We start from the raw sequence: 23,605 nt of genomic DNA, 5'->3' as shown, positions 1-23,605 counted from the left end.
CCTTGAACCTGAAAACCATCTGAAATCGGATTGCATACGGGATTTGCCCCGCGCTTTCGCCCTATATGGCGGAAAGACCGGCAAATTACCAGACTGTTGCGGCGCAAACCGGGCAGCGCTCAGGCGGAGGGTACGTCGAAAACCTCACCGGGGCGCATCGGCCGAAAACGGCTTTCTTCCACACCCTGTTCCACAAGTGCCGTTTTCAGCGCCGCAAGTGGTGCATCGACAGCCTCATCGGTGAGTTGCACCGTACCCCAATGGTGGCCGCAGACATGCGCGGCACCGCAAAGCTTCATGCCCTCAACCGCTTCCGCCGGGTTCTGGTGCTGGCCTTTCATGAACCAGCGCGGCTCATAAGCGCCGAAGGGCAGGTTGGCGAGGCGGAATTCGCCATGTTTCTTGCGCGCAGCGTGATAATTGAGGCCTTCGTGAAAGCCGGTATCGCCGATGTGGTAGATTTTCCCACCCGGCCCCTCGATGACGAAGGCGGCCCACAATGCCATGCTGCGGTCGTTGAGCCCGCGGGCTGACCAATGGTGGCACGGTTCGAAATGAATTTTAACCGACGAACCGACCTCAACCACATCGCCCCAGTCGCCCACCTTGATGCGCGCTGCCTCCACGCCGGTGCGGATGATCGCGTCATTGCCGAGCGGCGTGATGAAAAGCGGCTTGTGCGCCACATGCAGCCGCTTCAGCGTTTCCATATCCAGATGGTCGTAGTGATTATGCGTCAACAGCACCAGATCGATGGGCGGCAGATCCTCAAAACGGATGCCGGGCGGATTGACCCGTTTTGGACCGGCGAAGCTGAACGGGCTGGTGCGCTGCGACCAGACCGGATCGATAAGAATATTCAGCCCTGCCGTCTGGATGAGGAACGAGGCGTGGCCGACAAAGGTGACCCGGATGTCCTTGCCGCCAATCCGCATTTCCGGCTTTGCGAAAGGAAAAGGGCTCGGATAGTTTTCCGGCCATGTGGCGCGCTCGCCGTTGAAACGCCATTTCAACAGGCCCATGAAATTGCCGGGCGGCGAGCCGCCGGGATTAAAGAAGCGCACCCCGTCGAAATGATCGGAGATCGGGCCGCTATAATAGGCGCTGGCGTTCGAACGGCGGGCAAACAGCGCCCCGCCCGCGACAGCGAGCAATCCAAGGGTTGAAAAACGAAAGAAGTTTCGACGGTTCATGCTAAAGGTATAGGGAGCGGAATGGTGCCGTTCAAGCCGCACCAATCGCGGCTTGCAGCCGATCACGCAAAGATGAAATGCATGGCCGCGCAGCTGAAAACTGCCGCCGCCTTGACTTTCCCGCCACTTTCCTGTTTATCCCCGCAATCAGCTGGCAGTTTCACGACTCCAAGCCGCCGACCGGGACCCGCACAGGTATAAAGAGATCCCGGAGGTCAACACCCGACAGCGCGATGCGCCCTCGGGTGCTTTTTGGCTTTGCGTCTTGTTTTTGCCAGCGAAAGCACCGACGTTTCGGAAACCCCGGAACGAAGAAGGAAGAAACGATGTTTGAAAACCTCCAGGACCGCCTTGGTTCCATTCTGAATGGACTGACCGGCCGTGGCGCGCTGACGGAAGCCGATGTTGCCGCCGCCCTGCGCGAGGTTCGCCGTGCGCTTCTGGAAGCGGACGTGGCGCTGGAAGTCGTGCGCTCCTTCACCGACAGGGTGCGTGAAAAGGCTGTTGGTGCAGCCGTTCTCAAATCCATCAAGCCCGGCCAGATGGTCGTCAAGATCGTCCATGACGAGCTTGTCGAAATGCTCGGCACCGAAGGCGTCTCCATCGACCTGCATGCGGCCGCCCCCGTCGTCATCATGATGGTCGGCCTTCAGGGTTCGGGCAAGACAACCACGACCGGCAAGATCGCCAAGCGCCTGACCGACCGCGAGAAGAAGAAGGTGCTGATGGCATCTCTCGACACGCGTCGTCCGGCCGCACAGGAACAGCTTCGCCAGCTGGGCGTCCAGACCGGCGTCGACACGCTGCCGGTCATCGCCGGCCAGTCGCCGACAGATATCGCCGCGCGTGCCGTGCAGGCCGCAAAGCTCGGCGGCCATGACGTCGTGATCCTCGATACCGCCGGCCGCACCCATATCGACGAACCCTTGATGCTGGAAATGGCCGACATCAAGAAGAAGTCTAACCCGCATGAAATCCTGCTGGTCGCGGATTCGCTGACCGGTCAGGACGCCGTCAATCTGGCGCGCAACTTCGATGAGCGTGTCGGTATCACCGGCCTCGTGCTGACCCGTATGGATGGCGACGGACGCGGCGGTGCGGCCCTTTCCATGCGCGCCGTCACCGGCAAGCCGATCAAGCTGATCGGTATCGGCGAGCGCATGAACGAACTCGATGAGTTCCATCCGCGCCGTATCGCCGACCGTATTCTCGGCATGGGCGACATCGTTTCGCTGGTCGAAAAGGCCGCCGAAAACATCGATGCGGAAAAAGCCCGCGCCATGGCCGAGAAGATGGCCAAGGGCAAGTTCGACTTGAACGACCTCTCCGACCAGCTTGGCCAGATGAAGAAGATGGGCGGCATGGGCGGCATTATGGGGCTGATGCCCGGCATGGCAGGCATGAAGGACAAGATGGCTTCGGCCGGTATGAACGACAAGATGTTCGACCGCCAGATCGCCATTATCTCTTCGATGACCAGGGCGGAACGCGCCAATCCCGATATTCTCAAACACAGCCGCAAGAAACGCATCGCCGCCGGTTCCGGCACGGATGCTGCCGAAATCAACAAGCTCCTGAAGATGCATCGCGGTATGGCTGACATGATGAAAGCCATGGGCGGCAAGGGCAAAGGCGGCATCATGAAGCAGATGATGGGCGGGCTTGCCGGCAAGATGGGTCTCGGTGGCCTCGGCGGCGGTATGCCTGATCTGTCGAACATCGATCCGAAGCAGCTCGAAGCGCTCCAGAAGCAGGCTGAAGCTGCCGGTCTAGGCAAGCCGGGCGCAATGCCGGGTCTTGGTGGGATGCCGGGTGGATTGCCTGGTCTTGGTGGCGCAAAGCTGCCGGGTCTTGGCGGTATGCCGGGCCTGCCCGGCTTCCCGAAGAAGAAGTGAGGGGACGCCAGTGAGCAACATAGAAGTGAAAGCCCAGCTTTCCGAATATCGCCAGTCGATCGACAATATCGATGCCGCACTGGTTCACATTCTTGCCGAACGTTTCCGCTGTACCAAGGCGGTGGGCGTGCTGAAGGCAAAATATAATTTGCCGCCGGCAGACCCGGCGCGCGAGGAATACCAGATCGAACGCCTTCGCCATCTGGCCAAGGACGCCAATCTGGATCCGGATTTCGCTGAGAAGTTCCTGAACTTCATCATCAAGGAAGTCATCCGGCATCATGAAGCAATCGCCGCCGAACATGGCGGTAACGAAAAGACCGCCTGACCGGCGGACAAGCCATCCTAAGGAGTATATCACATGGCACTTAAAATTCGTCTCGCACGCGGTGGTTCCAAGAAGCGCCCGTATTACCAGATCGTCGTTGCAGACGCCCGTTCGCCCCGCGACGGCCGCTTCCTCGAAAAGGTCGGTTCCTGGAACCCGATGCTCGCCAAGGACAACCCGCAGCGCATCGAGCTGAAGGCTGACCTCATCAAGGAATGGATCGCCAAGGGCGCACAGCCGACCGACCGCGTTCTGCGCTTCCTCGCTGAAGCCGGCATCACCGAGCGCGAAGCGCGCAACAACCCGGAAAAGGCAAAGCCGGGCAAGCGCGCCCTGGAGCGCGTTGCTGAAAAGAAGCAGAAGGCTGAAGATGCAGCAGCTGCTGCAGCAGAAGCCACTGCCGCAGAATAATCTGCGCTGGATTTTCTAAAGAACGGGTGGCGTGGTTTTCCATGCCGCCCGTTTTTTGTTTATTTTGGCGTCAACAAACCTTAAAGCTGACGCAACCAACACCAGAAGACGGACGGCCCGATGGCAAAGCTGGAAAACCCGATACTCATGGCAAAAATCGGCGGCGCGCAGGGCCTGCGCGGCGAAGTTCGTGTCAGCACCTATACGGACGACCCGATGGCGCTGGGCGATTACGGAAATCTGGTCACCGCCGATGGCCGCGTCTTTGAAATTCTGGAGGTTCGCGAGGGCAAGAATGTCGTCGTCGTGCGTTTCCGGGGCATCAACGATCGCAATGCGGCCGAAACGCTGAACGGGCTGGAACTGTTCATCGAACGCGACAATCTTCCGGATGACGAGCTTGATGACGACGAGTTTTATTATGCCGATCTCGAGGGGCTGGAAGCCGTCGATGCCGAAGGCAAAAGTTATGGCGCGGTCAGCGCCGTTTACGATTTCGGCGCAGGCGATTTGCTGGAGCTGAAAGGCGCCGGCCGACGCCCTGCCCTCATTCCGTTTTCGGAGGCGGCCGTGCTCGAGATCGATCTCGAGGCCGGGCGTATTCTCATCGATCCGATGGCTGCCGGCCTGATCGACAATCCCGACGACAAGGACGAAACCGGCGTACCGCCTTTCGGCAAGAAATAAAGCCATGACTTTCAAGGCTACCGTTCTGACGCTCTACCCGGAAATGTTTCCGGGGCACTTGGGATATTCGCTGGCAGGCAAGGCGCTGGAGCGCGAGCAATGGTCGCTCGAGGCCGTACAAATCCGCGAATTCGCCACCGACAGACACAGAAGCGTCGACGACACGCCCGCGGGCGGCGGCGCCGGCATGGTGCTGAAACCCGATATTCTGGCCGCAGCCATCGACCATGTTTCGGATGGCGATACGCGGCCGCGCCTGCTGATGAGTCCGCGCGGCAAACCGCTATCGCAGAACCGCGTGCGCGAACTGGCGGCGGGTGAAGGCGCGATCATCGTCTGCGGTCGTTTCGAAGGTGTAGATCAGCGAGTGATCGAGGCCCGTGGGCTGGAGGAGGTGTCGATCGGCGATTACATCCTCTCCGGTGGCGAACCGGCCGCGTTGACGCTTCTGGACGCCATCGTCCGCATCCTGCCGGGCGTCATGGGCAACGATCTGTCCGGCGTGCATGAGAGCTTCGAAGGCGGACTGCTGGAACATCCACATTACACCCGCCCGCAGGTTTGGGAAGGTCGCGACATTCCTGCCGTCCTCACCTCCGGCAACCATGCCGCCATCGAAAAATGGCGGCGCGAACAGGCGCTGGCGTTGACCGACGAAAGACGCCCCGACCTTCTCAAAAAAGCTCAGGCCGAGACGAAATAATAAGCTGTCAACACCAGCCCGACCGCAATCACCAGCCAGCGGATGATCCATTGCGGCACCCGCCGCGCCGTATGTACGCCCACGTAGCCGCCCAGTGCAGCCGCCGGAAACATGATGAGCGCAGCCCACCAGGACACGACCCCGCCGCTGACGAAGATGGTGATCGCAATGATGGCGATCACCACCGACAGCAGGTTTTTCAGCGCGTTCAGATGATGATAGCTGCCGCCCGAAGTTATGCCGAGGATGGCCAGCATCATGATGCCCATACCTGCTCCGAAAAAGCCGCCATAGATGGAGGCGAGCCCCTGAAAGACGAGGCTCGGCAGGTTGCCGGGTGAACGTTCCACACTCGTCTTGGGTCGGAGCCACGGGCCGGCCGCAAAAACGGCGGTGGCGGCCAGAAGCAGCCATGGCACCAGCTGGCGGAAAGAGGGGTTGTCGAGCGACAGCAGCAGTAGAGACCCGGCCAGCCCGCCGACGACGGACACGGCTGACAGCAGGATCGCCTCGCGCCAATGCGCCCGGATTTCCGGCCCATAGGCGATAACGGAGGTAATATAGCCCGGAAACTGCACGATAGCCGATGTGGCATTGGCGACGATGGGCGGCAGGCCGGCAAGCGTCATCGCCCCGAAGGTCAGGAAGGTGCCGCCACCGGCAATCGCATTGACGACGCCAGACAGAAAACCGGTCGCAAACAGCATAATAATGATAAAGATGGACATGGCCCCTCCCAAGGTTCCCATGCCATATCCGGCAAGACGCCGCTTCGCAACTGCTGCAATGCGACGCAGAATTGATAAAATTTTGTCATGAAAGGGATGACAAATGGCGCCTGCTAGTATATGTGCGCGCTTGGAATTGGGGTTTCCCCTTTAACCGCAAGCAAAGAATGGTGAACCCGCTCCTGCCGCAAGGCATGATCCCAAGGCTTTGACCGAAGGATGAACGTTGAGCGCTCTGGCTGTTTCAGAAGAAATCAGAGGTTAATATGACCAATATCATTCAGCAGCTGGAAGCCGAACAGGCTGCCAAGATCGAAGCAAAGCGCACCCTGCCTGACTTTTCTCCGGGCGACACGCTGCGCGTCAACGTTCGCGTAACGGAAGGTACCCGTACCCGTGTTCAGGCTTACGAAGGCGTTTGCATTGCCCGTTCCGGCGGTGGCCTTTCCGAGAGCTTCACCGTTCGCAAGATCTCCTACGGCGAAGGCGTCGAGCGCGTATTCCCGATCTACTCCCCGCTGGTCGAAGGCGTTGAAATCGTTCGCCGCGGTAAGGTTCGCCGTGCGAAGCTTTACTACCTGCGCGATCGTCGCGGCAAGGCTGCCCGTATCGTTGAAAACACCGGTACGCGCGCCCGCAAGCTGAACGAATCCGAGCGCCAGGCCGCCGCCGAAGAAAAGGCACGTCTGGAAGCCGAAAAGGTAGCAGCAGCACAGGCTCTCGCCGCCGAAAAGGCAGCAGCCGAGGCAGCGGAAGCCAAGGCAGCAGCCGAAGCCGCAGAAGCCAAGGCAGCGGAAGAAGCAGCAAAGGCTGCGGAAACTGCAGCGGAATAAGATTTCCATTTAGATGAATTTACGGGAAAGGCGGTCTTCGGATCGCCTTTTTTGTTGCGTCGACGTGACTTGCGCGCGTTACGGCAAGCGTGCATTTTCAAAAAAATCGTTGCCGGAGCCTCCCATGATCGCCAGACGCCCATTTATTGCCGCCCTTGCCGCGCTTGCCATCATACCCACCCTCGGCGCCGCCGCCGATCTGCCGGATCTGAAGGGACGCGCCGTCGTCGTGGTCACGGAAAACGCCTATCCCCCGCTGCAATTCGTTGATCCGAAATCCGGCGAGGCCATCGGCTGGGAATATGACGCGATGAAGGAAATCGCCAAAAGGCTGAATTTCAAGCTGGAATATCAGAACACCTCCTGGGATGCGATGATACAGGCCGTTTCCGCCGGGCAATACGACATCGGCATGACCGGTATCAGCATCAAGGAAGACCGCATGCAAAAGGTGGATTTCTCAGCACCCTATATGCGCTCGGAAATGTTCATGCTCGTGCGGGCCGACGAGACCCGCTTCACCGATGCGAAGAGTTTCGCCGCCTTCGAAAAAGGTCTCGTCGGCGCACAGGCCGGCACGACGCCCTTCTATACCGCCGTTTATGATGTTCTCGATGGTAACGAACAGAACCCGCGTCTGCGGCTGATGGAAACCTTCGGCGCAAGCGTTCAGGCTTTGAAGACCGGCGATGTCGATCTGGTGCTCACCGACGGCGTCGCCGGCAAGGGGTATGTCGATGCTTCCAACGGCGCTCTGAAGCTGGTTGGCGAGCCGCTGGGCGGCGACGATTTCGGCTTCATCTTCAAGAAGGGCTCCGATCTCGTCGCCCCGGTCAACGCCGCGATTGCAGCCCTGAAGGCGGACGGCACCTTTGCCGCGCTCGATAAGAAATGGTTCCTCGACTACAAGCTCGGTGAATGATGCTCCACGACGCTCCCGCACGACGGACCGCGCCAGACGGGCAGAGCGAGGATTTTCCCTGGTGGCTGGTGGCGATCGTTTTGATCGGCATAGCCCTTGCCGTGGTGATCGCCATCAACGGCATTTACGCTCAGGTTTTCAGCACCGTCGCCAAGGGTATCGGCATCACGGTCTCCGTCACTCTCGCCGCTTTCACGCTGGCGGCACTGTTCGGCCTTGCTCTCGCGCTGGTCGGCATGGCCGACAATATCGTGCTGCGACAGGTTGCGCGATTTTACATCGAGGTCGTTCGTGGCATCCCGATCATCGTCCTGCTATTCTACATCGCCTTCGTTGGCACGCCGGGGCTGGTGGCACTCTACAATTGGCTGACCTTGCCACTCGTCACCCATGGCTGGCTGGAGCCGTTAATGGTGCGGGACGTGTCTCTGACCTGGCGGGCGATCATCGCGCTGACGATCGGTTATGCCGCCTTCATCGCGGAAATTTTTCGCGCCGGCATACAGGCCGTTCCGGAAGGGCAGATCGAGGCGGCGAAGGCCTTGGGTTTTAGCCGTTACCGACGTTTCAGGCTGATTATCCTGCCACAGGCGATCCGGACGATCTTTCCGCCGCTTTCGAACGATTTCGTTTCGATGGTGAAAGACAGCTCGCTCGTCTCGGTGCTTGGCGTCACCGATATTACTCAAATGGGAAAAGTCTATGCGGCGGGTTCTTTCCGGTTTTTCGAGACCTATTCGATCGTCGCCTACATCTACCTGATCCTGACCATCGGCCTGTCGCTGGTGTTGCGGCGGATCGAAAAGGCGATGCGCTCAAAACGCGGATAAGAAAAAGACGACAGCCGGCCGAACCGGCTGTCGTATTGATAAAGGAAATCAGGCCGCCTTGGCCTGATCACCCATTTTACGCGCGGCGATAATGACCAGCACACCCGCAAGCGCGAGGCAGAAGGCAAGGAAGAACATCGGCGCAATCGTGCTGCCGGTCTGATCCTTGATCCACGGCACCACATTCTGCGCCACGAAACCACCCAGATTACCGACCGAGTTGATGGCGGCAATGCCAGCAGCCGCACCAGCACCCTTGAGGAAGCGGCCTGGCAGGCTCCAGAACACCGGCTGGCCGGCAAAAATGCCTGCGGCGGCGATGCAGAGGAAGCTGAACTGCAACACCGGATCGCTGAGCAGCGCCGACATCAGCAGGCAAAACGCGCCGACGAAAGCAGGGCCGACGATGTAGGGCGTCTTGTTCTTCGCTTTGTCGGCAGCATTAGGCACGACAAACAGGGCGACGGCCACGATCACCCACGGGATGATGTTGATGAAACCGTTGGCGGTGTTGGAAACGCCGAAGCTCTTCACGATGGTTGGCAGCCAATAGCTGAGACCATAGGCCGCCAGCGGAAAGCCGACATAACAAAGGGCCATGAACAGCACGCGCGGATTGATCAGCGCCTTGAAGCCATCCTCCGCATGTTCTTCCATGCCCTTGTTTTCTTCGGTCAGCCGGTCCTTCAGCCAGTCCTTTTCGTCCTGCGTCAGAAACTTCGCCTTTTCCGGCGTATCATCCAGATAAAAGAAGGTAACGACGCCGGCAATGACAGCGGGAACGCCCGTCGCCAGGAACACCCATTCCCAGCCGGCATAACCGAGGAAACCATCCAGATCGAGCAGCATGCCGCCAAGCGGCGCGCCGATGGCATTGGCAAGAGCGCTGAAGATCATGAACAGGCCGATCATGCGGCCGCGATAATCGCGTGGAAACCACAGCGTCATCAGAAACAGCACGCCGGGGAAGAAACCAGCCTCGCAAAGCCCGAGCAGGAAGCGCAGGATGTAGAACATCGTCGCGTTCTGCGTATAGGCAAGCGCAATGGTGACCGCACCCCAGGAAACCAGAATGCGGGCAAACCATTTGCTGGCGCCGAAACGGTTGAGGAACAGGTTGCTCGGAACCTCAAAGAGAAAATAACCGATGAAGAACAGCGACGCACCAAGACCATAGGCATATTCGCTGAGGCTGAGCGCATCGACCATCTGCAGCTTGGCATAGCTGACATTCTGCCGGTCGATATAGGCGATGAGATAAAGAAGGCCTAGAAACGGCATCAGCCGCCAGGTGATCTTCGAGATAAGGGCTTTTTCGGATACCATATGCTTTTCCCTCCCTTCGATTGCTCGTCGAAATGCAAATGATAAGGGGACCCATCTATATGTGCAGCGCAAAATACGCAAGTTGCGCTGCACCATAACCAGTGGGACATGCGTTAAGGCAGGCTATCTACTCTTGACGCAGTGCATATGAACAACGCTGGCCAGATCCTCTGAACGGCAGCGCGCATTCATATTGCCGTAAAACCGTCGATCTGCTATTAAAGTTGCCATGGGATCTAAATTCGGATGTCTCGCTCAGAATGTTTATGTGCTGCAGGACCACAAGCGTCTGCCGGCACGGTTCTTTGCGCGCGTTTCCGGGGCGCTCACCAGCCGACTTAGGCTCGCCTGACAGCACCTGCTGTCCATCGCCTTACTGAACCCTGATTACCCTTTTCCATGACAAGGTATAGAGCCATGAGCGCACCCCGCACTTTGTATGATAAAATCTGGGACGACCACGTCGTCAATCGTGACCCGGACGGAACCTGTCTTCTCTATATCGATCGTCACCTGGTCCATGAGGTGACGAGCCCGCAGGCCTTCGAGGGGCTGCGCATCGCCGGCCGGCCGGTGCATTCGCCCACCCGCACGCTCGCCGTGGTCGACCATAACGTTCCCACCACCGCCGATCGGCTGGAAGGAATCAAGAACGAGGAAAGCCGTATTCAGGTGGAAACACTGGCGCAAAACGCCAGTGATTTCGGCGTTGAATATTATTCCGAGCGCGACAAACGTCAGGGCATCGTACATATCGTTGGCCCCGAACAGGGATTCACCCTTCCCGGCATGACGATTGTCTGCGGCGATAGCCACACCTCCACCCACGGCGCTTTCGGCGCGCTCGCTCACGGCATCGGCACGTCGGAAGTGGAACATGTTCTGGCCACCCAGACGCTGATCCAGAAAAAGGCCAAGAACATGCTGGTGCGTGTTGACGGCAAGGTTCCGGAGGGCGTGACCGCCAAGGATATCATCCTTGCCATCATCGGCGAGATCGGGACGGCCGGCGGCACCGGCCACGTTATCGAATTTGCCGGCGAGGCGATCCGGTCGCTTTCCATGGAAGGCCGCATGACGGTTTGCAACATGACGATCGAAGGCGGCGCCCGCGCCGGTCTGGTCGCACCTGATGAGACCACCTTCGATTACATCAAGGACAAGCCGCGTGCACCCAAGGGCGAGACGCTGGAACAGGCAATCGCCTATTGGAAGACGCTGAAATCCGACGAAGGCGCCCATTACGACAAGGTCGTGGTGCTGGACGCAGCCAATCTGCCGCCCATCGTCTCCTGGGGCTCATCGCCTGAGGACGTGACCTCCGTTGAAGGCATCGTTCCCAATCCTGACGATATCGAGGAAGAAAACAAGCGCACGTCCAAGTGGCGCGCGCTGGAATATATGGGCCTGCAACCCGGCACCCGCATCACCGATATCGCCATCGACCGCGTCTTCATCGGCTCCTGCACCAATGGCCGCATCGAGGATTTGCGCGCAGCAGCAAAGATCGTCGATGGTCGCAAGGTAGCTTCGACCGTCTCTGCCATGATCGTGCCGGGCTCCGGTCTGGTCAAGGAACAGGCGGAACAGGAAGGTCTGGACAAGATTTTCCTCGACGCCGGTTTCGAATGGCGCGAACCGGGCTGCTCCATGTGCCTTGCCATGAACGACGACCGCCTGAAGCCCGGCGAACGCTGTGCCTCCACCTCGAACCGCAATTTCGAGGGCCGTCAGGGTTACAAGAGCCGCACCCACCTCGTCTCCCCCGCCATGGCGGCGGCGGCGGCAATCGCAGGTCATTTCGTTGATGTGCGCGAGTGGCAATAAGAGCCTGAAGCCACTCATCAGACAAGCCATCCGCCCCCCAAACCGGGGCGGGTGGCTTTTTATTGTGTGCCCTGCAAACGCCGTTGTGGCTGCGTTCCGTGCACGAACACGGCAAACGTATCCCACGGCGGCGTAATGGAGAGCTGGCTCAGGATGCGCGCGACCTCGCCTCGGTGAATGCCGGCATGCAGGACCACATGTGAGATCATTTCGGCACGGGACATGTAACCTCTGTCGCCATCGGTGAAGGTGAAGGCGACAAATTCGCCAAGCGATGCAGGCGATGTTTTCTCGATATAGTCGAGATACCAGCCGTCCAGAGCTGCGACATCCCTTGCAAGATCATTCAATTCCGGCGTTGCCTCGGTATTGTCAGAGACAAAGCCATGCGCCGTTCCGGTGAGGTGGCCCGCAAAAATTCTCGCGACGACATGGTAGTGATTGATCAACCGAATTGCCGTGTGCTGTTCGGATATATTTTGCTCGGGGTTGAGCTGTTGCAGCTTCTCGAACAAATCCCTGTTCGCCCATGCGTGATAGCCGAGCAAACTCCTGAGCAGATCCCTCATGACAATATCCTTTACATCCTGAAAATGTGAGCACTATGTTTATATTTTCGTCATGGAGGAGGACTTGTCTACTCGCATTGCAAAACGGAAGACCGCGATGCGCAAAGAGCCGCGCCAGGAGCGTTCAAAAGCCACCGTTGATGCCGTGGTCCACGCGGCTGCTCGCATTTTAAGCGATCATGGCTGGGCGGGTTTCACCACCAACAGGGTGGCGGAAACCGCGGGTGTCAGCATTGGCTCGCTGTATCAATATTTCCCGGACAAGATTTCGATTGTCGAAGCGGTGCGCCATCGCCACCTTGAAGATTGCCTCGCAGTCATGAAGAGCGTCACTCAGCAACGACAGCCGCTCCTCAAATTCGTTGAAGATCTGGTGGCCGGCATGATTGCTGTCCACAGCCTCCATCCCGGCCTTCATAAAGTCCTGCTGGATGACGCGCCGAGCCACGCGGGAACAAACGATCCCAACAGCGCTTTCGAAAAGGAATATCTCGGTCTTTATTCGGCAGCGATAACGGCCTACATGCCAGCCGGTTCAACGGCGGACAGCCGGACTGTCGCTCTGATCGTGTCCGACGCCATTGACGGCATCATTCACAATGCCGCCCGGCGCGGGGAATTGCAGTCACCCAAGATCAGGCGGGAAATGATCTCACTCGTTCACGCCTACCTGTGTGAGGTAACGGCCAGGTGAGACCTCATTCCGAAATGATCTTCACCCGCTGGCCTGGCTGAAGCGTGGCGGTGGCGCTCATCGCATTGATCATGCGGAACATGTCAAGCTTGCGTTCGGTTCCCATCATTCGCGCAGCGATCGTCGCCACGGTTTCGCCGGGCTTCACCGTCACCACCCGCACCCGTAGCGGCTTCAGTGCCGCGATCTCCGGCGGCGTCATCTTGCGGAAGCTCGTGCGCAGCACGTTGGCGATGGAATCAAGCTGGGCATTGCCCTTCGGCACCGCCGTCAGGAACCGGAATATCTGCTGGCCGACACGAATGACGGTCACGTCGAAATCCCATTTGTCGGCCGTCGCCCGGGCTGTGGCAGCCTCCAGACCGTTGATCTGCGTTTCCTTGACGGTTTCCGGCAGCAGACCGGCAACCCAGCCGCTGGTCAGGTAGTTCGCAAGGGTGGTCTGTTTCGGATCGGCTACACCGTCGAAACGGATCGCCACATCGCCTGGTCCCGTCGCCAGAACGGCTTCCACCTTGTTGTCGATGACAAAACCTTCCGGCACGTCGAAACGGATACCGAGCGTTCCATGCAGGAACGTCTGGCCCCGAACATATCCCTCCTGCGGGCTGTCGCCATAAAGCAGGCCGTCTATGCCATCCAGAAACCAGTCACGGCCACGATCTCCAACCTGACCATCCTGGCCGAAGGCGCGGGCGTGCCGGCGCGCAAGCTCGATGCGCTGCGGCGTGTTGGGATGGCTGGAAAGGAAGTCGAGGCTCTGGTCGTTTTCAGGGTCGGCCGAGGAAAATCGTGCATAGGCCGCCATGGAATCCAGAAAACGCGGCGATGCGAAGGGGTCGTAACCGGCCTCGCCCAACATGCGCACACCGATGACATCCGCCTGCAATTCCTGCTGGCGCGAGAAAGCGGCGAGCCGCAGCTTGCCGCGTGCCAGCGCCTGTTTGCCGGCCAGATCGCTCGATAGAACCTCGGCGACCACACGGCTGGCGATAACCTCCGCCTCTTCGCGGCGCTGGCGCTCGATGCCGTGATTGGCGGTAACGTGGCCCATCTCATGCGAAAGCACGGCAGCCACTTCAGAGGCGTCATTGGCGAGCGCCAGAAGCCCGCGCGTCACGTAAAGATACCCGCCCGGCAACGCAAAGGCGTTGATGGCAGGTGAGTTCAAGATGGTGATGCGATAGGACTGCTGCGGATTTTCCGACACGGCCGTTAGTGCACCGGCGATGCGGGCAACAAGTCGTTCGGTCTTGGCATCGCGATATTCGCCGCCATAACTCGCCACGATGCGCGGATGTTCGCGCGCGCCCATCTGCGCACGGGGATCGTTCTTCTGCACCTCTTCCACGGTCTGCGGATTGTCTGACGGGCGCAATGTGGACTGGTAAGCCGGGCTGAACAGGGATTGGCACGACGACAGGAACACGGCGGACGCCGTCAGCAAGGACCAGGCAGCAGCCATCCTGCCCGAACGGCGAAGGCCTGAACGGGAGAAGAGCCTCCACTGTGCAGTCATGCTATTTCTCATTCTCTATGCCTGCCCCTAACGTTCCTGATCATCCGTTAATTGCAGACCAGAATAACAGATTCGCCCCAACGAGCCATGAATGCCGATACGGTAAAAACGATCCATCAAGTCCGGAATATTCCTGAAGAATGCAATAATTCCCGTCTTTTCTCGGGCAACAACTTGAAACTGGCAAGTGCAAATTAGCGCCATTGAAGTCATCTAAAGCGATTGCCAGCGGCACGCGTCGAAAATAAGGCGATCAGCCCTTCAGGAAACTGTCCACCGCCTTCACATTTTGTGTGGCAAAGAAATCCGTGGTCGGGCCGGTGTAGACAACGCGGCCGCGATCAAGAAAAACCACAAGCTGCGCCAGTTTTTTTATGTCGTCAGGATGGTGCGAGACAATAATCACCGTATTTTTTGTTTCAGCATGCAAGTCGAGAAGCAGGGAGGTCATGCCCGACCGCAATCCCGGATCGAGCGCGGCGAAGGGCTCATCCAATAGCATGACCGTTTTTTTCCTCACCAGCGCACGCGCCAGCGCCGCCCTTTGTCTTTCTCCGCCGGAAAGCGTGCCCGGCAGGCGCTTGTCAAAACCCGCAAGACCAACACGCGCCAGCGCCATCTCGATGTTTTGCCGGTCTTCCGCTTGCAATTTCAGCCCCGGACTGACGCCGAGCGCGACGTTGGTAAAAATATCGAGATGGGCGAAAAGATTATTGTCCTGAAAGATCGATGAGACCGGTCTTTCGGAAGGATCGAGCGCCGCCATGTCCCGCCCGCCGATCACCACGCGGCCGGAATCCGGCACCTCGAAACCGGCGACCAGATTGAGAAGCGTCGACTTGCCCGAACCGGATGCGCCGACAACGGCGGTCACCTGGCCCTGCGGAAAGGTGCAATCCAGATCGAAATCCTGCGCTCCGAGCCGCAGCCTGACCTTGTCCAGCTGAACTGCGAAATCATCGCCAGTCATGTGCTTGCCTTTGCCGATTGCCGTGAAACGCCGCCCGCAGCAAGCAGCAGGCAGACGACACCGAGGATGAACGCATATCCGGCGGCGTCATTGGTGCGGTAACTGCCCATATTGCTGTAAACCAGCCATGGCAAGGTGATGAAATTTTCCGACCCGAACAGGGCAACCGCCCCGAGATCACCAAGCGACAGCGCCATGGCAAAGGAAAACGCCATAACCGAAGGCCGCCACAGAACCGGCAGATCGGCAAATCGTAGCCGCGTCAACCCCTGAAGCCCGAGACTGGCGGAGAGCCGGCCGGTGCGCAGAAAATGGCTGGTAAAGGCCGGCTCCAATACCCGCATGGCAAGCGGCAGCGCCATCAGCATATTGACGATCGCCACGAGAACCGGCGCATAAAAGCTGACGTCACCGAAGGGCCGCAACAGCAGAAACCATCCGCTTCCGAGCACAACAGGCGGCACCAGCAGTACAAGCGAAGACCCCGCGCCGAGCGTGGCGGACAGAAAGCGCAAGGGCCGAGCCGCCTGCCGCCGTGAACCAACGGCCTGACGGGCACTGATGATCGCAAAACAGCAGAGCACGACGAGAGTTGCGGAGAGCGCGGCGATGGCAAGGCTGGTCGCCGCCGCGCGCAGGAAGATCGGCGCAGACAAAAGGCGCGGTAGATCGGCCCCAAAGCCTGAGACGGTTGTCGCGACCAACGGCAGTCCAATCAGCAAAACCGCAAGAATGATTGCCGCCCCATCCCAAAGGCGTGCACCGGTACTTTTGCCATCGAAACGGCGAAGGGGACGCCCAAGCGAGGCTATCTCTGCTTCCGGCGATGGCAGAAAGGCAAGAAGGCCGAGCAAAGCCCCGGTCAGGACAATCTGCAGAACCGAAAGCGCGATCGCCCGCTGCGGATCGAAATCGAACCGTAACGCCTGATAGATCGCCACCTCCAGCGTCGTAGCCGCCGGTCCGCCACCCAAGAGAAGCACCAGCGTAAAGCTGGTGGCACACAGCATGAAGACAAGGCCGGCAATGCCGGGAACAAGCCGTGAAATCGCCGGCCATTCGATGAAGCGGAAAGTCGAAATCGGTCCCATGCCAAGGCTCGCCGCAATGCGCCAATATTCGCCCGGAATACGTTCCAGCCCGGCCAGCATCAACCGCACGCAAAGCGGCAGATTGAAGAACACATGGGCAATAAGAATCCCGGAAAGGCCGTAAATGCTGGAGGGTTGCTCCGCGCCGGCAAAAACAAGAGCCGTATTCAAGACGCCCTGCCTGCCCCAGATGGCGATGATGCCGAAGGCGCCGACGATGACAGGCAAACCCATCGGCACCGCCATCAGCCGGATGATCCATATCCGCCCCGGAAAGTCGCGTCGACGCGCAAGCGCCATCGCCACCGGCAGGCCGAGACCAATCGAAAGAAAGGTGGAAAGCGTTGCCTGATACAGCGTGAAACGCAGAATACGCAGCGTATAGGCATCCATGATGCCCGCAGCGGATACGCCGGCATCGAAAGACAAAAGAGCAGCAACGCCGAGCGCCATGAACAGGAAAACGGCGGCAAAGGCCACCGTCCCAAAAATAATCGACCGTCGGTAATCGCGACGCAGCATCATGCGCGGGTGCGCCTCTTCGTCAATTCATGCTCATGGCCGCAAGCCATTCGTCGATCCACGCCTTGCGGTTCTTCGCCACCTCTTCCGGGTCCATCAGGAAGGTCTTGGCAGGCACGACGAGTTTGGAAAACGCCTCGGGCAACGGCTTGGACGTTGCCGCAACCGGCATCATCCAGTTGTTTTCCGGAATGGCGTCCTGAAAACCTGATGTGAGCGTGAAAGCAAGAAACTGCTTCGCCAATTCTTTGTGCGGCGCGTTTTTGAGCAGGCCGGACACTTCGATCTGGATGTAATGCCCCTCCGAGAAGGAGGCTGCCTGATAACGATCCGTCTTTTCCGCAACCATGTGATAAGCGGGCGAGGTGGTGTAGGAAAGCACCATCGGCACCTCACCCTTGGTGAAGAGACCATAGGATTCCGACCAGCCCGGCGTTACGGTGAGAATGCGTTTCCGGAGCTTGGCCCAAGCCTCCGGGGCCTTGTCGCCGTAAACGGATTTTACCCACAGCAGCAGACCAAGGCCCGGCGTGGAGGTTCGCGGGTCCTGAATGGCGATCTTCTGCGAAGGGTCGCCTTCCACCAGTTCCTTCAGGCTCGTCGGCGGATTTTTTATCGTCTGCGTGTCATAGATGACTGCGAAATGACCGTAGTCGTAAGGGACGAAAACATCATCCTTGTAACCGCCCGGCACCTTGGCCGCCGATGCATCGATGCCACTGACATCGAAAAGGCCGGTCTGCTTCGCTTCCGCGACAAGGTTGGTATCGAGACCGAGCACCACATCCGCCTTGGACCCCGCACCTTCCAGCTTCAGGCGGTTCAGCAGTGCCACGCCATCCGCCACACCGACGAAATTGACCGTGCAGTTGCAAACCTTCTCGAAGGCTTCTTTCACTTTGGGACCGGGACCCCATTCGGAAACGAAGCTTTCATAGGTATAGACGGTGAGTTCCTGTCGATCCTGCGCGGTGGCAAGAGCGGGCAGAAACAGCGAAACGGCAACGATGGAATTCAGGAAAAGACGACGGCGCACGGGTATCTCCTCAAAACAAAAAGGGAAATAGCCGCCTGCCTTGAAGCCGTCTAATCCCTCCGCCGGTATGAACCGGATCAGGTTCTTCGGGTTGGCAAGCCTCTCAGCCTTTTGCACGCAAGCACAAAAGACACCCCGTTAGATCATGATGATGATGTAGTCCCGCCGTCAGGGATTGGCAAGATGGCTGCGGTCAACCCTGCGCCGTCATATGCACCAGTTCCCAGACGTGACCGTCCGGATCCTGAAAACTGCCGGCATACATGAAGCCGTGATCCTGAACGGGTTTCCAGCTGCTGCCGCCGGAGGCGAGCGCGGTTGCGATCATCCGGTCGATTTCCTCGCGGCTTCCGGCGGAAAGACAGGTCAGCACTTCCGTACTCTGCTTCGCATCGGCAATGTCGCCATTGATGAAATCGCGAAAACGCTCTTCCTGAAGCAGCATCACGAAGATGTTTTCCTCCACGATCATGCAGAGCGTGCGATCGTCAGAATATTCCGGATTGAAGCTGAAACCGAGCGCCGTGAAGAAGCTTTTCGATGTCTCGATATTCTTGACGGGCAGGTTGACGAAGATCATGCGCATTTTTTGAACTCCTCCGAACCGGCACAGGAAACGGCAATTTTGCCGTCCTGTCAAAGGCGGATGACGCCTCGTTCAAGAAACCCCGTCGCAATCAGCCTTCCATTTCCTCGCGCAGCATCTCCAGCTCCAGCCATTCCTCTTCCATGGTCTCCAGCTTTTCGCGCAGCTTGGTCATTTCCTGCGCCAGCGTGTTGAAAACGGCCGGGTCCTTGGCGAAGAGGTTGGGATCAGCCATACGCTGCTCGCGTTTTGCGATTTCGCCCTGCGTCTTTTCCATCTCCTTCGGCAGATTTTCGAGCGCGAATTTCTGCTTGAAGGAGAGCTTGCCCTTGGCCTTCGACGTATCCTGCGTAGCGGAAGTGGAAGGTGTGGCCTTCGCCTTTTCCTGCCTCTCAGCCTTGCGTTTTTCCTCCGCAGCACCCTTGCGCTGCGCCATCATATCAGAATAACCGCCGGCATATTCGATCCAGCGTCCGTCCGGCTGGTCCGGATTGGCGGGTGCGATGGTGGAGGTGACGGTGCGGTCGAGGAAATCGCGGTCATGGCTGACGAGGATGACAGTGCCGGAAAAACCCGCAACGATTTCCTGCAACAGATCGAGCGTTTCGATATCGAGATCGTTGGTCGGCTCGTCGAGGATCAGAAGGTTGGTCGGCCGCGCCAGAATGCGCGCCAGAATAAGCCGGGCGCGCTCGCCGCCGGAAAGGTTGCGGATCGGCGTGCGGGCCTGTTCCGGCTGGAACAGGAAATCCTTCATGTAGCCCGTCACATGCTTCACTTCGCCATTGACCAGCAGGTTGTCACCCCGGCCATCGGTCAGGTAATGCGCAAGCGTTTCGGTTGGATTGAGATCCTCGCGCTTCTGGTCAAGCGTCGCGATCTCCAGATTGGTACCGAGCTTCACCGTGCCGCTATCGGGCTGAAGCTCGCCGGTCAGCATCTTCAAAAGCGTGGTTTTTCCGGCGCCATTCGGGCCGACAAGGCCAATGCAATCGCCGCGATGCACCCGCAGAGAAAACGGCGCGATGATGACCCGCTCGCCGTAAGACTTGGTGATGGCCTCGGCCTCGATGACCAGCTTGCCCGACTCGCGCCCTTCGGTGACGGTCGCCTGCACCGAACCCTGCGGCACCTTGTGGCCGCGATAATCCGCGCGCATGGCCTGAAGCTCGCCGACGCGGCGCATATTGCGCTTGCGCCGCGCGGTCACGCCATAACGCATCCAGTGTTCTTCGCGCTCGATCGCCTTGCCGAGCTTGTGCTGCTCCAGCTCTTCCTCTTCCAGAACCTTGTCGCGCCATTCCTCGAAATGCGCAAAACCGCGATTGAGACGGCGGGACTGGCCGCGATCGAGCCACACGGTCGAAGTCGAGACCTTCTCCAGAAAACGCCGGTCGTGCGAAATCAGCACCAGCGCGCTGCGCGTCTGCTGCAATTCGCTTTCGAGCCATTCGATGGTCGGCAGGTCCAGATGGTTGGTCGGTTCGTCCAGCATCAGAATATCGGGTTCCGGCGCCATGACGCGGGCAAGGGCCACACGCCGCGCTTCGCCGCCGGAAAGGCTTGCCGGATTTTCCTGTCCCGTCAGCCCCAGATGCTCAAGCAGATAAGTCACACGATAGGGATCATCGCCGGGACCAAGCCCCGCTTCGGCATAGGCCTGAACGGTATCGTAACCGGCAAAATCAGGCGACTGCTCCAGATAACGGATGGTAGCGGAAGGATGGCGGAAAACCTCGCCCGACTGCGCCTCGACCAGACCGGCAGCAATCTTCATCAGGGTCGACTTGCCCGAACCGTTGCGCCCGACAAGGCAGATGCGGTCGCCCGGCTCCACCTGAAAATTGGCGCCGTCGAGCAGCGGGGTTACGCCGAACGTCAGCTTGATGTCGTCGAGTTTCAAAATAGGGGGTGCCAAGGTGTCAGGCTCCGGTCAGATCATAGGGGCGAGCGAGCACGATGGCTTTGCCGCTTTTCAGCGAAAAATGCACAGGGCCGCCATTTGCGACATTGGAAATAGTGCGGGAGGAACCGAAAGCAAGCGCAAAATCCACGAGCGGATAACGCACATTGCCGATATCAAGCCCCGCAAGGGCGGTAAAACCGGCCACCGAAAACAGTGAAGCGGGCGGCAGATCGACATCCAGCGAACCGGGAAGCAGCGGCCGGGCCTCCTCTTCACCTGACGTCAGCGTTACCTCGATACCCCGTTCGGCGAGCGCCACAGCGTACAGAAGGTGCTGAAGCGCGTGGTCGCTTCTTTCTCCCCCAAGTGCGCCAACCAGCAGCAGCGAACGGGCGCCGCGAGCTAAGGCCTCGGAGACCGCAATCTCGCCATCGGTCACGGCCTTTGCGGCCGGGTATGGCTGCCGCTCCACATCGGGCCAGGCGTCCAGCAGGTCGTTGCTGGCGGAATCGAAATCCCCCACCCATAGTTCCGGCGTAAGGCCAAGCGGTTCTGCATGGCGCATGCCGCCGTCAGCCGCGATCACGCGGCTATCCGCAACCGCCAGCTTCAGGCGGTCGGTCACCGTGACATCGCCGCCAAGCAGAATGGTGAAGCGCTCTTTATCCATGCCCTGCCTTATCGCACCTCGGCCAAAAAGGGAAAGCCGAAACCCGATGAAATCAGCCTATATTGATTTTCGCCGGCTTCGGGATTATGAAACGCCTTAGTGGTGATTTGCCGACCGGCTTGCAGCCACTTTAAAGAAGTCGCTAAAGGGTCGAGGAAAAGGGCAATTTCCTGGGACCGGCCGCGATTTCGCTGCCGGTTTTTTTGTTTTCGCAACGTTCTTTACGTCATCCGAAAAGAGAGTTCGACATGCCGATCAAGATTCCCGATACGCTTCCCGCCTTTGAGACCCTCGTTCATGAGGGCGTGCGGGTCATGACTGAAACGGCGGCCATCCGGCAGGATATCCGCCCGCTCCAGATCGGGCTTCTCAACCTGATGCCGAACAAGATCAAAACGGAAGTGCAGATGGCCCGCCTTGTCGGCGCTTCGCCGTTGCAGGTGGAGTTTTCGCTGATACGCATCGGCGGCCATCGCGCCAAGAACACACCGGAAGAACATCTTCTGTCCTTCTATGAGACGTGGGAAGAAGTGCGCCACCGCAAGTTCGACGGTTTCATCATCACCGGCGCGCCCATCGAAATGCTGGACTACGAAGATGTGACCTACTGGGCAGAGATGCAGAAGATTTTCGAATGGACGCAAACCAACGTCCATTCGACGCTGAATGTCTGCTGGGGCGCGATGGCGGCCATCTACCATTTCCACGGCGTGCCGAAATACGAGTTGAAGGAAAAGGCGTTCGGCGTCTACCGCCACCGCAATCTTTCCCCCTCATCGATCTATCTGAACGGGTTTTCGGATGATTTTCAGGTGCCCGTCTCGCGCTGGACGGAAGTGCGTCGTGCCGACATCGAAAAACATCCGCAACTCGAAATCCTGATGGAGTCAGAGGAAATGGGCGTGTGTCTGGTGCATGAGAAAGCCGGCAACCGGCTCTACATGTTCAACCATGTCGAATATGACTCGACCTCGCTTTCAGATGAATATTTCCGCGATGCGAATGCCGGCGTGCCCATCAAGCTGCCGCATGATTATTTTCCGCACAACGACCCGGAACTTGCCCCGCTCAACCGCTGGCGCAGCCATGCCCATCTGTTTTTCGGCAACTGGATCAATGAGATATACCAGACGACGCCTTATGATCCGCAAGCCATCGGCGAACTAGCCGCGTAAAGCGCTTCGCGCTTTCTTTTTTTGTTTTACGCATGTCTTTATCCCAAAACCGCGGCACACTTTTGGGAGACATGCTTTGAATTGCGGGATTGCGAATTGCCGGAAAATGACGCAACGTCCGCCCGGCAATTCATGGCAATCGGGAGAATGATGCAATGAGCGACGGTGCGGCACGGGAGAATTTTGGTTTCACGGCAACCGGCGAAAAGGTCGAACGCGTCACCATCTCGAAGGGCGGGTTGACGGCCAAGGTCATCACCTGGGGCGCAGTCATTCAGGATCTGCGCCTTGAGGGCTACCAGCCGCCGCTCGTTCTAGGGTTCGATAAATTCGAGGACTACAAATATTCCTCCTATTTCGGCGCCACCCCTGGCCGCAATGCCAACCGCATCGGTGACGGTAAATTCTCCATCGACGGGCATGAATACCAGCTTGAGCTGAACGAAAAGGGCGTCAGTCACCTGCATGGCGGCAGCGACGGCATGGGCAAACGCAACTGGATGTTGATGGAACACGGCGAAAGCCACGTCGTGCTGGAAATCGTCGATCCTGACGGCCGCGCCGGTTATCCCGGCAATTGCACGGTCACAGCCACCTATACCATCCTCGACGGCGGCGTGCTTTCGGTGGTCTATGAAACCGTGACCGACAAGCCGACCATCGCCAATATCTGCCAGCATTCCTATTTCAATCTCGATGGCGCGGATACCGCACTTGGGCATGAGATCAGCATCGCCGCCGACTTCTACCTGCCGACCAACGACAAACAGATACCGACCGGCGAAATCCGCTCCGTTGAAGGCACAGTCTTCGACCTGCGCCAACCGACGCCGATGCGGCGCAAGGAGGATGGTGAGCAGGTCCTCTACGACCACAATTTCTGCCTCTCGCCCGAGCGCCGCGCCAAGCGCAAGGTCGCCCGCGCCTATTCGCCTGCCTCCGATATTGCCCTTGAGGTTCACACCACCGAACCCGGTGTGCAGTTCTATTCGGCCTTCAAGCTGAACGTTCCGGTTCCCGGCCTCGATAGCCGCCACTATGGTCCCTTTGCCGGTTTCTGCCTGGAAACGCAGATTTGGCCTGATGCTGTCAATCACCCGGATTTTCCGCACGCGATCCTGCGGCCGGGCGAAACCCTGCGTCAGGAAACGGACTATATTTTCACGAAAGGCTGAGTGGGCAGG

Annotated in this window: 23 protein-coding genes and 2 riboswitches; of the genes, 12 read left to right on the top strand and 11 right to left on the bottom strand. The window is 58.8% G+C overall.

All coding sequences use genetic code 11. The annotated features are described in order from the left end of the window. Positions 1 to 119 precede the first annotated feature (119 nt). Positions 120 to 1,193, bottom strand: coding sequence for an MBL fold metallo-hydrolase (locus JZX89_RS19020; protein WP_207135022.1), 1,074 nt, complete (start codon positions 1,191 to 1,193; stop codon positions 120 to 122). Positions 1,194 to 1,519: 326 nt separating this feature from the next. On the opposite strand from JZX89_RS19020, the gene ffh reads away from it, so the two are divergent. The 5 genes from ffh to trmD all read left to right on the top strand — a co-directional run bounded on the left by ffh (position 1,520) and on the right by trmD (position 5,217). Next, positions 1,520 to 3,088, top strand: coding sequence for a signal recognition particle protein (gene ffh / locus JZX89_RS19015; RefSeq protein ID WP_207135021.1), 1,569 nt, complete (start codon positions 1,520 to 1,522; stop codon positions 3,086 to 3,088). Between the two features lie 10 nt (positions 3,089 to 3,098). After that, positions 3,099 to 3,416, top strand: a complete 318-nt coding sequence (locus tag JZX89_RS19010; protein WP_149900466.1) for a chorismate mutase — start codon at positions 3,099 to 3,101, stop codon at positions 3,414 to 3,416. Positions 3,417 to 3,449: 33 nt separating this feature from the next. Next, positions 3,450 to 3,827, top strand: coding sequence for a 30S ribosomal protein S16 (gene rpsP / locus JZX89_RS19005; protein WP_149900465.1), 378 nt, complete (start codon positions 3,450 to 3,452; stop codon positions 3,825 to 3,827). A 120-nt stretch (positions 3,828 to 3,947) separates the two neighbouring features. After that, a complete protein-coding gene (rimM, locus tag JZX89_RS19000) occupies positions 3,948 to 4,514 on the top strand; it encodes a ribosome maturation factor RimM (protein WP_153515494.1) in 567 nt (188 codons plus the stop codon). A gap of 4 nt (positions 4,515 to 4,518) precedes the next feature. Next, positions 4,519 to 5,217 carry a tRNA (guanosine(37)-N1)-methyltransferase TrmD gene (trmD, locus tag JZX89_RS18995; RefSeq protein WP_149900463.1) on the top strand — a complete coding sequence of 233 codons (699 nt, stop codon included), beginning with the start codon at positions 4,519 to 4,521 and terminating at the stop codon, positions 5,215 to 5,217. Here the strand turns inward: trmD and JZX89_RS18990 are convergent. Continuing rightward, positions 5,199 to 5,945: a sulfite exporter TauE/SafE family protein gene (locus JZX89_RS18990; protein ID WP_149900462.1), complete on the bottom strand. Its 747-nt coding sequence runs from the start codon at positions 5,943 to 5,945 to the stop codon at positions 5,199 to 5,201. The two genes, trmD and JZX89_RS18990, sit on opposite strands and share 19 nt — an antisense overlap. 266 nt (positions 5,946 to 6,211) lie before the next feature. Between JZX89_RS18990 and rplS the strand changes: the two genes are divergently transcribed. From rplS to JZX89_RS18975, 3 genes are all read left to right on the top strand, one after another. After that, complete coding sequence (gene rplS / locus JZX89_RS18985) at positions 6,212 to 6,778, top strand: 50S ribosomal protein L19 (protein ID WP_149900461.1); 567 nt, start codon at positions 6,212 to 6,214, stop codon at positions 6,776 to 6,778. A 124-nt stretch (positions 6,779 to 6,902) separates the two neighbouring features. Beyond that, on the top strand, positions 6,903 to 7,700 hold the full coding sequence (locus JZX89_RS18980) for a transporter substrate-binding domain-containing protein (protein WP_207135020.1): 798 nt from the start codon (positions 6,903 to 6,905) through the stop codon (positions 7,698 to 7,700). Further along, positions 7,697 to 8,530 (top strand): amino acid ABC transporter permease, encoded by an 834-nt coding sequence (locus tag JZX89_RS18975; RefSeq protein WP_369809569.1) that lies wholly within the window; start codon positions 7,697 to 7,699, stop codon positions 8,528 to 8,530. Before JZX89_RS18980 ends, JZX89_RS18975 begins: the two co-directional genes overlap by 4 nt. 48 nt (positions 8,531 to 8,578) lie before the next feature. Here the strand turns inward: JZX89_RS18975 and JZX89_RS18970 are convergent, their stop codons facing one another. Continuing rightward, positions 8,579 to 9,856, bottom strand: coding sequence for an MFS transporter (locus JZX89_RS18970; RefSeq protein ID WP_207135019.1), 1,278 nt, complete (start codon positions 9,854 to 9,856; stop codon positions 8,579 to 8,581). 417 nt (positions 9,857 to 10,273) lie between these two features. Here JZX89_RS18970 and leuC point away from each other — a divergent pair, with 417 nt between their 5' ends. Continuing rightward, positions 10,274 to 11,683, top strand: coding sequence for a 3-isopropylmalate dehydratase large subunit (gene leuC, locus JZX89_RS18965; RefSeq protein WP_149900458.1), 1,410 nt, complete (start codon positions 10,274 to 10,276; stop codon positions 11,681 to 11,683). Between the two features lie 59 nt (positions 11,684 to 11,742). Here the strand turns inward: leuC and JZX89_RS18960 are convergent, their stop codons facing one another. Next, complete coding sequence (locus JZX89_RS18960; RefSeq protein WP_207135018.1) at positions 11,743 to 12,252, bottom strand: DinB family protein; 510 nt, start codon at positions 12,250 to 12,252, stop codon at positions 11,743 to 11,745. 97 nt (positions 12,253 to 12,349) lie between these two features. On the opposite strand from JZX89_RS18960, the gene JZX89_RS18955 reads away from it, so the two are divergent. Next, positions 12,350 to 12,946, top strand: coding sequence for a TetR/AcrR family transcriptional regulator (locus JZX89_RS18955; protein ID WP_207135052.1), 597 nt, complete (start codon positions 12,350 to 12,352; stop codon positions 12,944 to 12,946). A gap of 4 nt (positions 12,947 to 12,950) precedes the next feature. Here JZX89_RS18955 and JZX89_RS18950 read toward each other — a convergent pair whose 3' ends face one another. The 7 genes from JZX89_RS18950 to JZX89_RS18920 all read right to left on the bottom strand — a co-directional run bounded on the left by JZX89_RS18950 (position 12,951) and on the right by JZX89_RS18920 (position 21,246). Then, positions 12,951 to 14,411, bottom strand: a complete 1,461-nt coding sequence (locus tag JZX89_RS18950) for a M48 family metalloprotease (RefSeq protein ID WP_236776626.1) — start codon at positions 14,409 to 14,411, stop codon at positions 12,951 to 12,953. A 307-nt stretch (positions 14,412 to 14,718) separates the two neighbouring features. Further along, positions 14,719 to 15,435: an ATP-binding cassette domain-containing protein gene (locus tag JZX89_RS18945; RefSeq protein ID WP_207135017.1), complete on the bottom strand. Its 717-nt coding sequence runs from the start codon at positions 15,433 to 15,435 to the stop codon at positions 14,719 to 14,721. Further along, entirely contained in the window at positions 15,432 to 17,051 is a 1,620-nt protein-coding gene (gene thiP / locus JZX89_RS18940) for a thiamine/thiamine pyrophosphate ABC transporter permease ThiP (RefSeq protein WP_207135016.1), read from the bottom strand. Before thiP ends, JZX89_RS18945 begins: the two co-directional genes overlap by 4 nt. Positions 17,052 to 17,070: 19 nt before the next feature. Beyond that, on the bottom strand, positions 17,071 to 18,084 hold the full coding sequence (gene thiB, locus JZX89_RS18935) for a thiamine ABC transporter substrate binding subunit (RefSeq protein ID WP_174374294.1): 1,014 nt from the start codon (positions 18,082 to 18,084) through the stop codon (positions 17,071 to 17,073). A gap of 37 nt (positions 18,085 to 18,121) precedes the next feature. Beyond that, positions 18,122 to 18,232: riboswitch (TPP riboswitch) on the bottom strand. Between the two features lie 45 nt (positions 18,233 to 18,277). Continuing rightward, positions 18,278 to 18,670: a VOC family protein gene (locus tag JZX89_RS18930; RefSeq protein WP_149900451.1), complete on the bottom strand. Its 393-nt coding sequence runs from the start codon at positions 18,668 to 18,670 to the stop codon at positions 18,278 to 18,280. Positions 18,671 to 18,761: 91 nt separating this feature from the next. After that, positions 18,762 to 20,588, bottom strand: a complete 1,827-nt coding sequence (locus JZX89_RS18925; RefSeq protein ID WP_207135015.1) for an ABC-F family ATP-binding cassette domain-containing protein — start codon at positions 20,586 to 20,588, stop codon at positions 18,762 to 18,764. 4 nt (positions 20,589 to 20,592) lie between these two features. Next, positions 20,593 to 21,246, bottom strand: a complete 654-nt coding sequence (locus JZX89_RS18920; protein WP_174374296.1) for a thiamine diphosphokinase — start codon at positions 21,244 to 21,246, stop codon at positions 20,593 to 20,595. Between the two features lie 89 nt (positions 21,247 to 21,335). Beyond that, positions 21,336 to 21,412: riboswitch (SAM riboswitch) on the top strand. 82 nt (positions 21,413 to 21,494) lie between these two features. Here JZX89_RS18920 and metA point away from each other — a divergent pair. Continuing rightward, the gene (gene metA / locus JZX89_RS18915; protein WP_153515482.1) at positions 21,495 to 22,421 is read left to right on the top strand and encodes a homoserine O-acetyltransferase MetA; all 927 of its coding nucleotides are present in this window, start codon (positions 21,495 to 21,497) and stop codon (positions 22,419 to 22,421) included. Positions 22,422 to 22,576: 155 nt separating this feature from the next. Further along, entirely contained in the window at positions 22,577 to 23,596 is a 1,020-nt protein-coding gene (locus JZX89_RS18910) for an aldose epimerase family protein (protein WP_207135014.1), read from the top strand. Positions 23,597 to 23,605: the final 9 nt, after the last annotated feature.

Source organism: Agrobacterium burrii, from assembly GCF_017313405.1.
In the GTDB taxonomy this organism is placed as follows: Bacteria; Pseudomonadota; Alphaproteobacteria; order Rhizobiales; family Rhizobiaceae; genus Agrobacterium; species Agrobacterium burrii.
The sequence above is the reverse complement of the archived record's forward strand: the minus strand, read 5'-3'. Positions and strand labels throughout refer to the sequence as shown.

What these genes read in the sequence shown, in the direction of transcription:
- JZX89_RS19020 (WP_207135022.1), bottom strand. Translation starts at nt 1,193, where the DNA reads ATGAACCGTCGAAACTTCTTTCGTTTTTCAACCCTTGGATTGCTCGCT.
- ffh (WP_207135021.1), top strand. Translation starts at nt 1,520, where the DNA reads ATGTTTGAAAACCTCCAGGACCGCCTTGGTTCCATTCTGAATGGACTG.
- rpsP (WP_149900465.1), top strand. Translation starts at nt 3,450, where the DNA reads ATGGCACTTAAAATTCGTCTCGCACGCGGTGGTTCCAAGAAGCGCCCG.
- rimM (WP_153515494.1), top strand. Translation starts at nt 3,948, where the DNA reads ATGGCAAAGCTGGAAAACCCGATACTCATGGCAAAAATCGGCGGCGCG.
- trmD (WP_149900463.1), top strand. Translation starts at nt 4,519, where the DNA reads ATGACTTTCAAGGCTACCGTTCTGACGCTCTACCCGGAAATGTTTCCG.
- JZX89_RS18990 (WP_149900462.1), bottom strand. Translation starts at nt 5,945, where the DNA reads ATGTCCATCTTTATCATTATTATGCTGTTTGCGACCGGTTTTCTGTCT.
- rplS (WP_149900461.1), top strand. Translation starts at nt 6,212, where the DNA reads ATGACCAATATCATTCAGCAGCTGGAAGCCGAACAGGCTGCCAAGATC.
- JZX89_RS18980 (WP_207135020.1), top strand. Translation starts at nt 6,903, where the DNA reads ATGATCGCCAGACGCCCATTTATTGCCGCCCTTGCCGCGCTTGCCATC.
- JZX89_RS18975 (WP_369809569.1), top strand. Translation starts at nt 7,697, where the DNA reads ATGATGCTCCACGACGCTCCCGCACGACGGACCGCGCCAGACGGGCAG.
- JZX89_RS18970 (WP_207135019.1), bottom strand. Translation starts at nt 9,856, where the DNA reads ATGGTATCCGAAAAAGCCCTTATCTCGAAGATCACCTGGCGGCTGATG.
- leuC (WP_149900458.1), top strand. Translation starts at nt 10,274, where the DNA reads ATGAGCGCACCCCGCACTTTGTATGATAAAATCTGGGACGACCACGTC.
- JZX89_RS18960 (WP_207135018.1), bottom strand. Translation starts at nt 12,252, where the DNA reads ATGAGGGATCTGCTCAGGAGTTTGCTCGGCTATCACGCATGGGCGAAC.
- JZX89_RS18955 (WP_207135052.1), top strand. Translation starts at nt 12,350, where the DNA reads ATGCGCAAAGAGCCGCGCCAGGAGCGTTCAAAAGCCACCGTTGATGCC.
- JZX89_RS18950 (WP_236776626.1), bottom strand. Translation starts at nt 14,411, where the DNA reads ATGGCTGCTGCCTGGTCCTTGCTGACGGCGTCCGCCGTGTTCCTGTCG.
- JZX89_RS18945 (WP_207135017.1), bottom strand. Translation starts at nt 15,435, where the DNA reads ATGACTGGCGATGATTTCGCAGTTCAGCTGGACAAGGTCAGGCTGCGG.
- thiP (WP_207135016.1), bottom strand. Translation starts at nt 17,051, where the DNA reads ATGATGCTGCGTCGCGATTACCGACGGTCGATTATTTTTGGGACGGTG.
- JZX89_RS18930 (WP_149900451.1), bottom strand. Translation starts at nt 18,670, where the DNA reads ATGCGCATGATCTTCGTCAACCTGCCCGTCAAGAATATCGAGACATCG.
- JZX89_RS18920 (WP_174374296.1), bottom strand. Translation starts at nt 21,246, where the DNA reads ATGGATAAAGAGCGCTTCACCATTCTGCTTGGCGGCGATGTCACGGTG.
- metA (WP_153515482.1), top strand. Translation starts at nt 21,495, where the DNA reads ATGCCGATCAAGATTCCCGATACGCTTCCCGCCTTTGAGACCCTCGTT.
- JZX89_RS18910 (WP_207135014.1), top strand. Translation starts at nt 22,577, where the DNA reads ATGAGCGACGGTGCGGCACGGGAGAATTTTGGTTTCACGGCAACCGGC.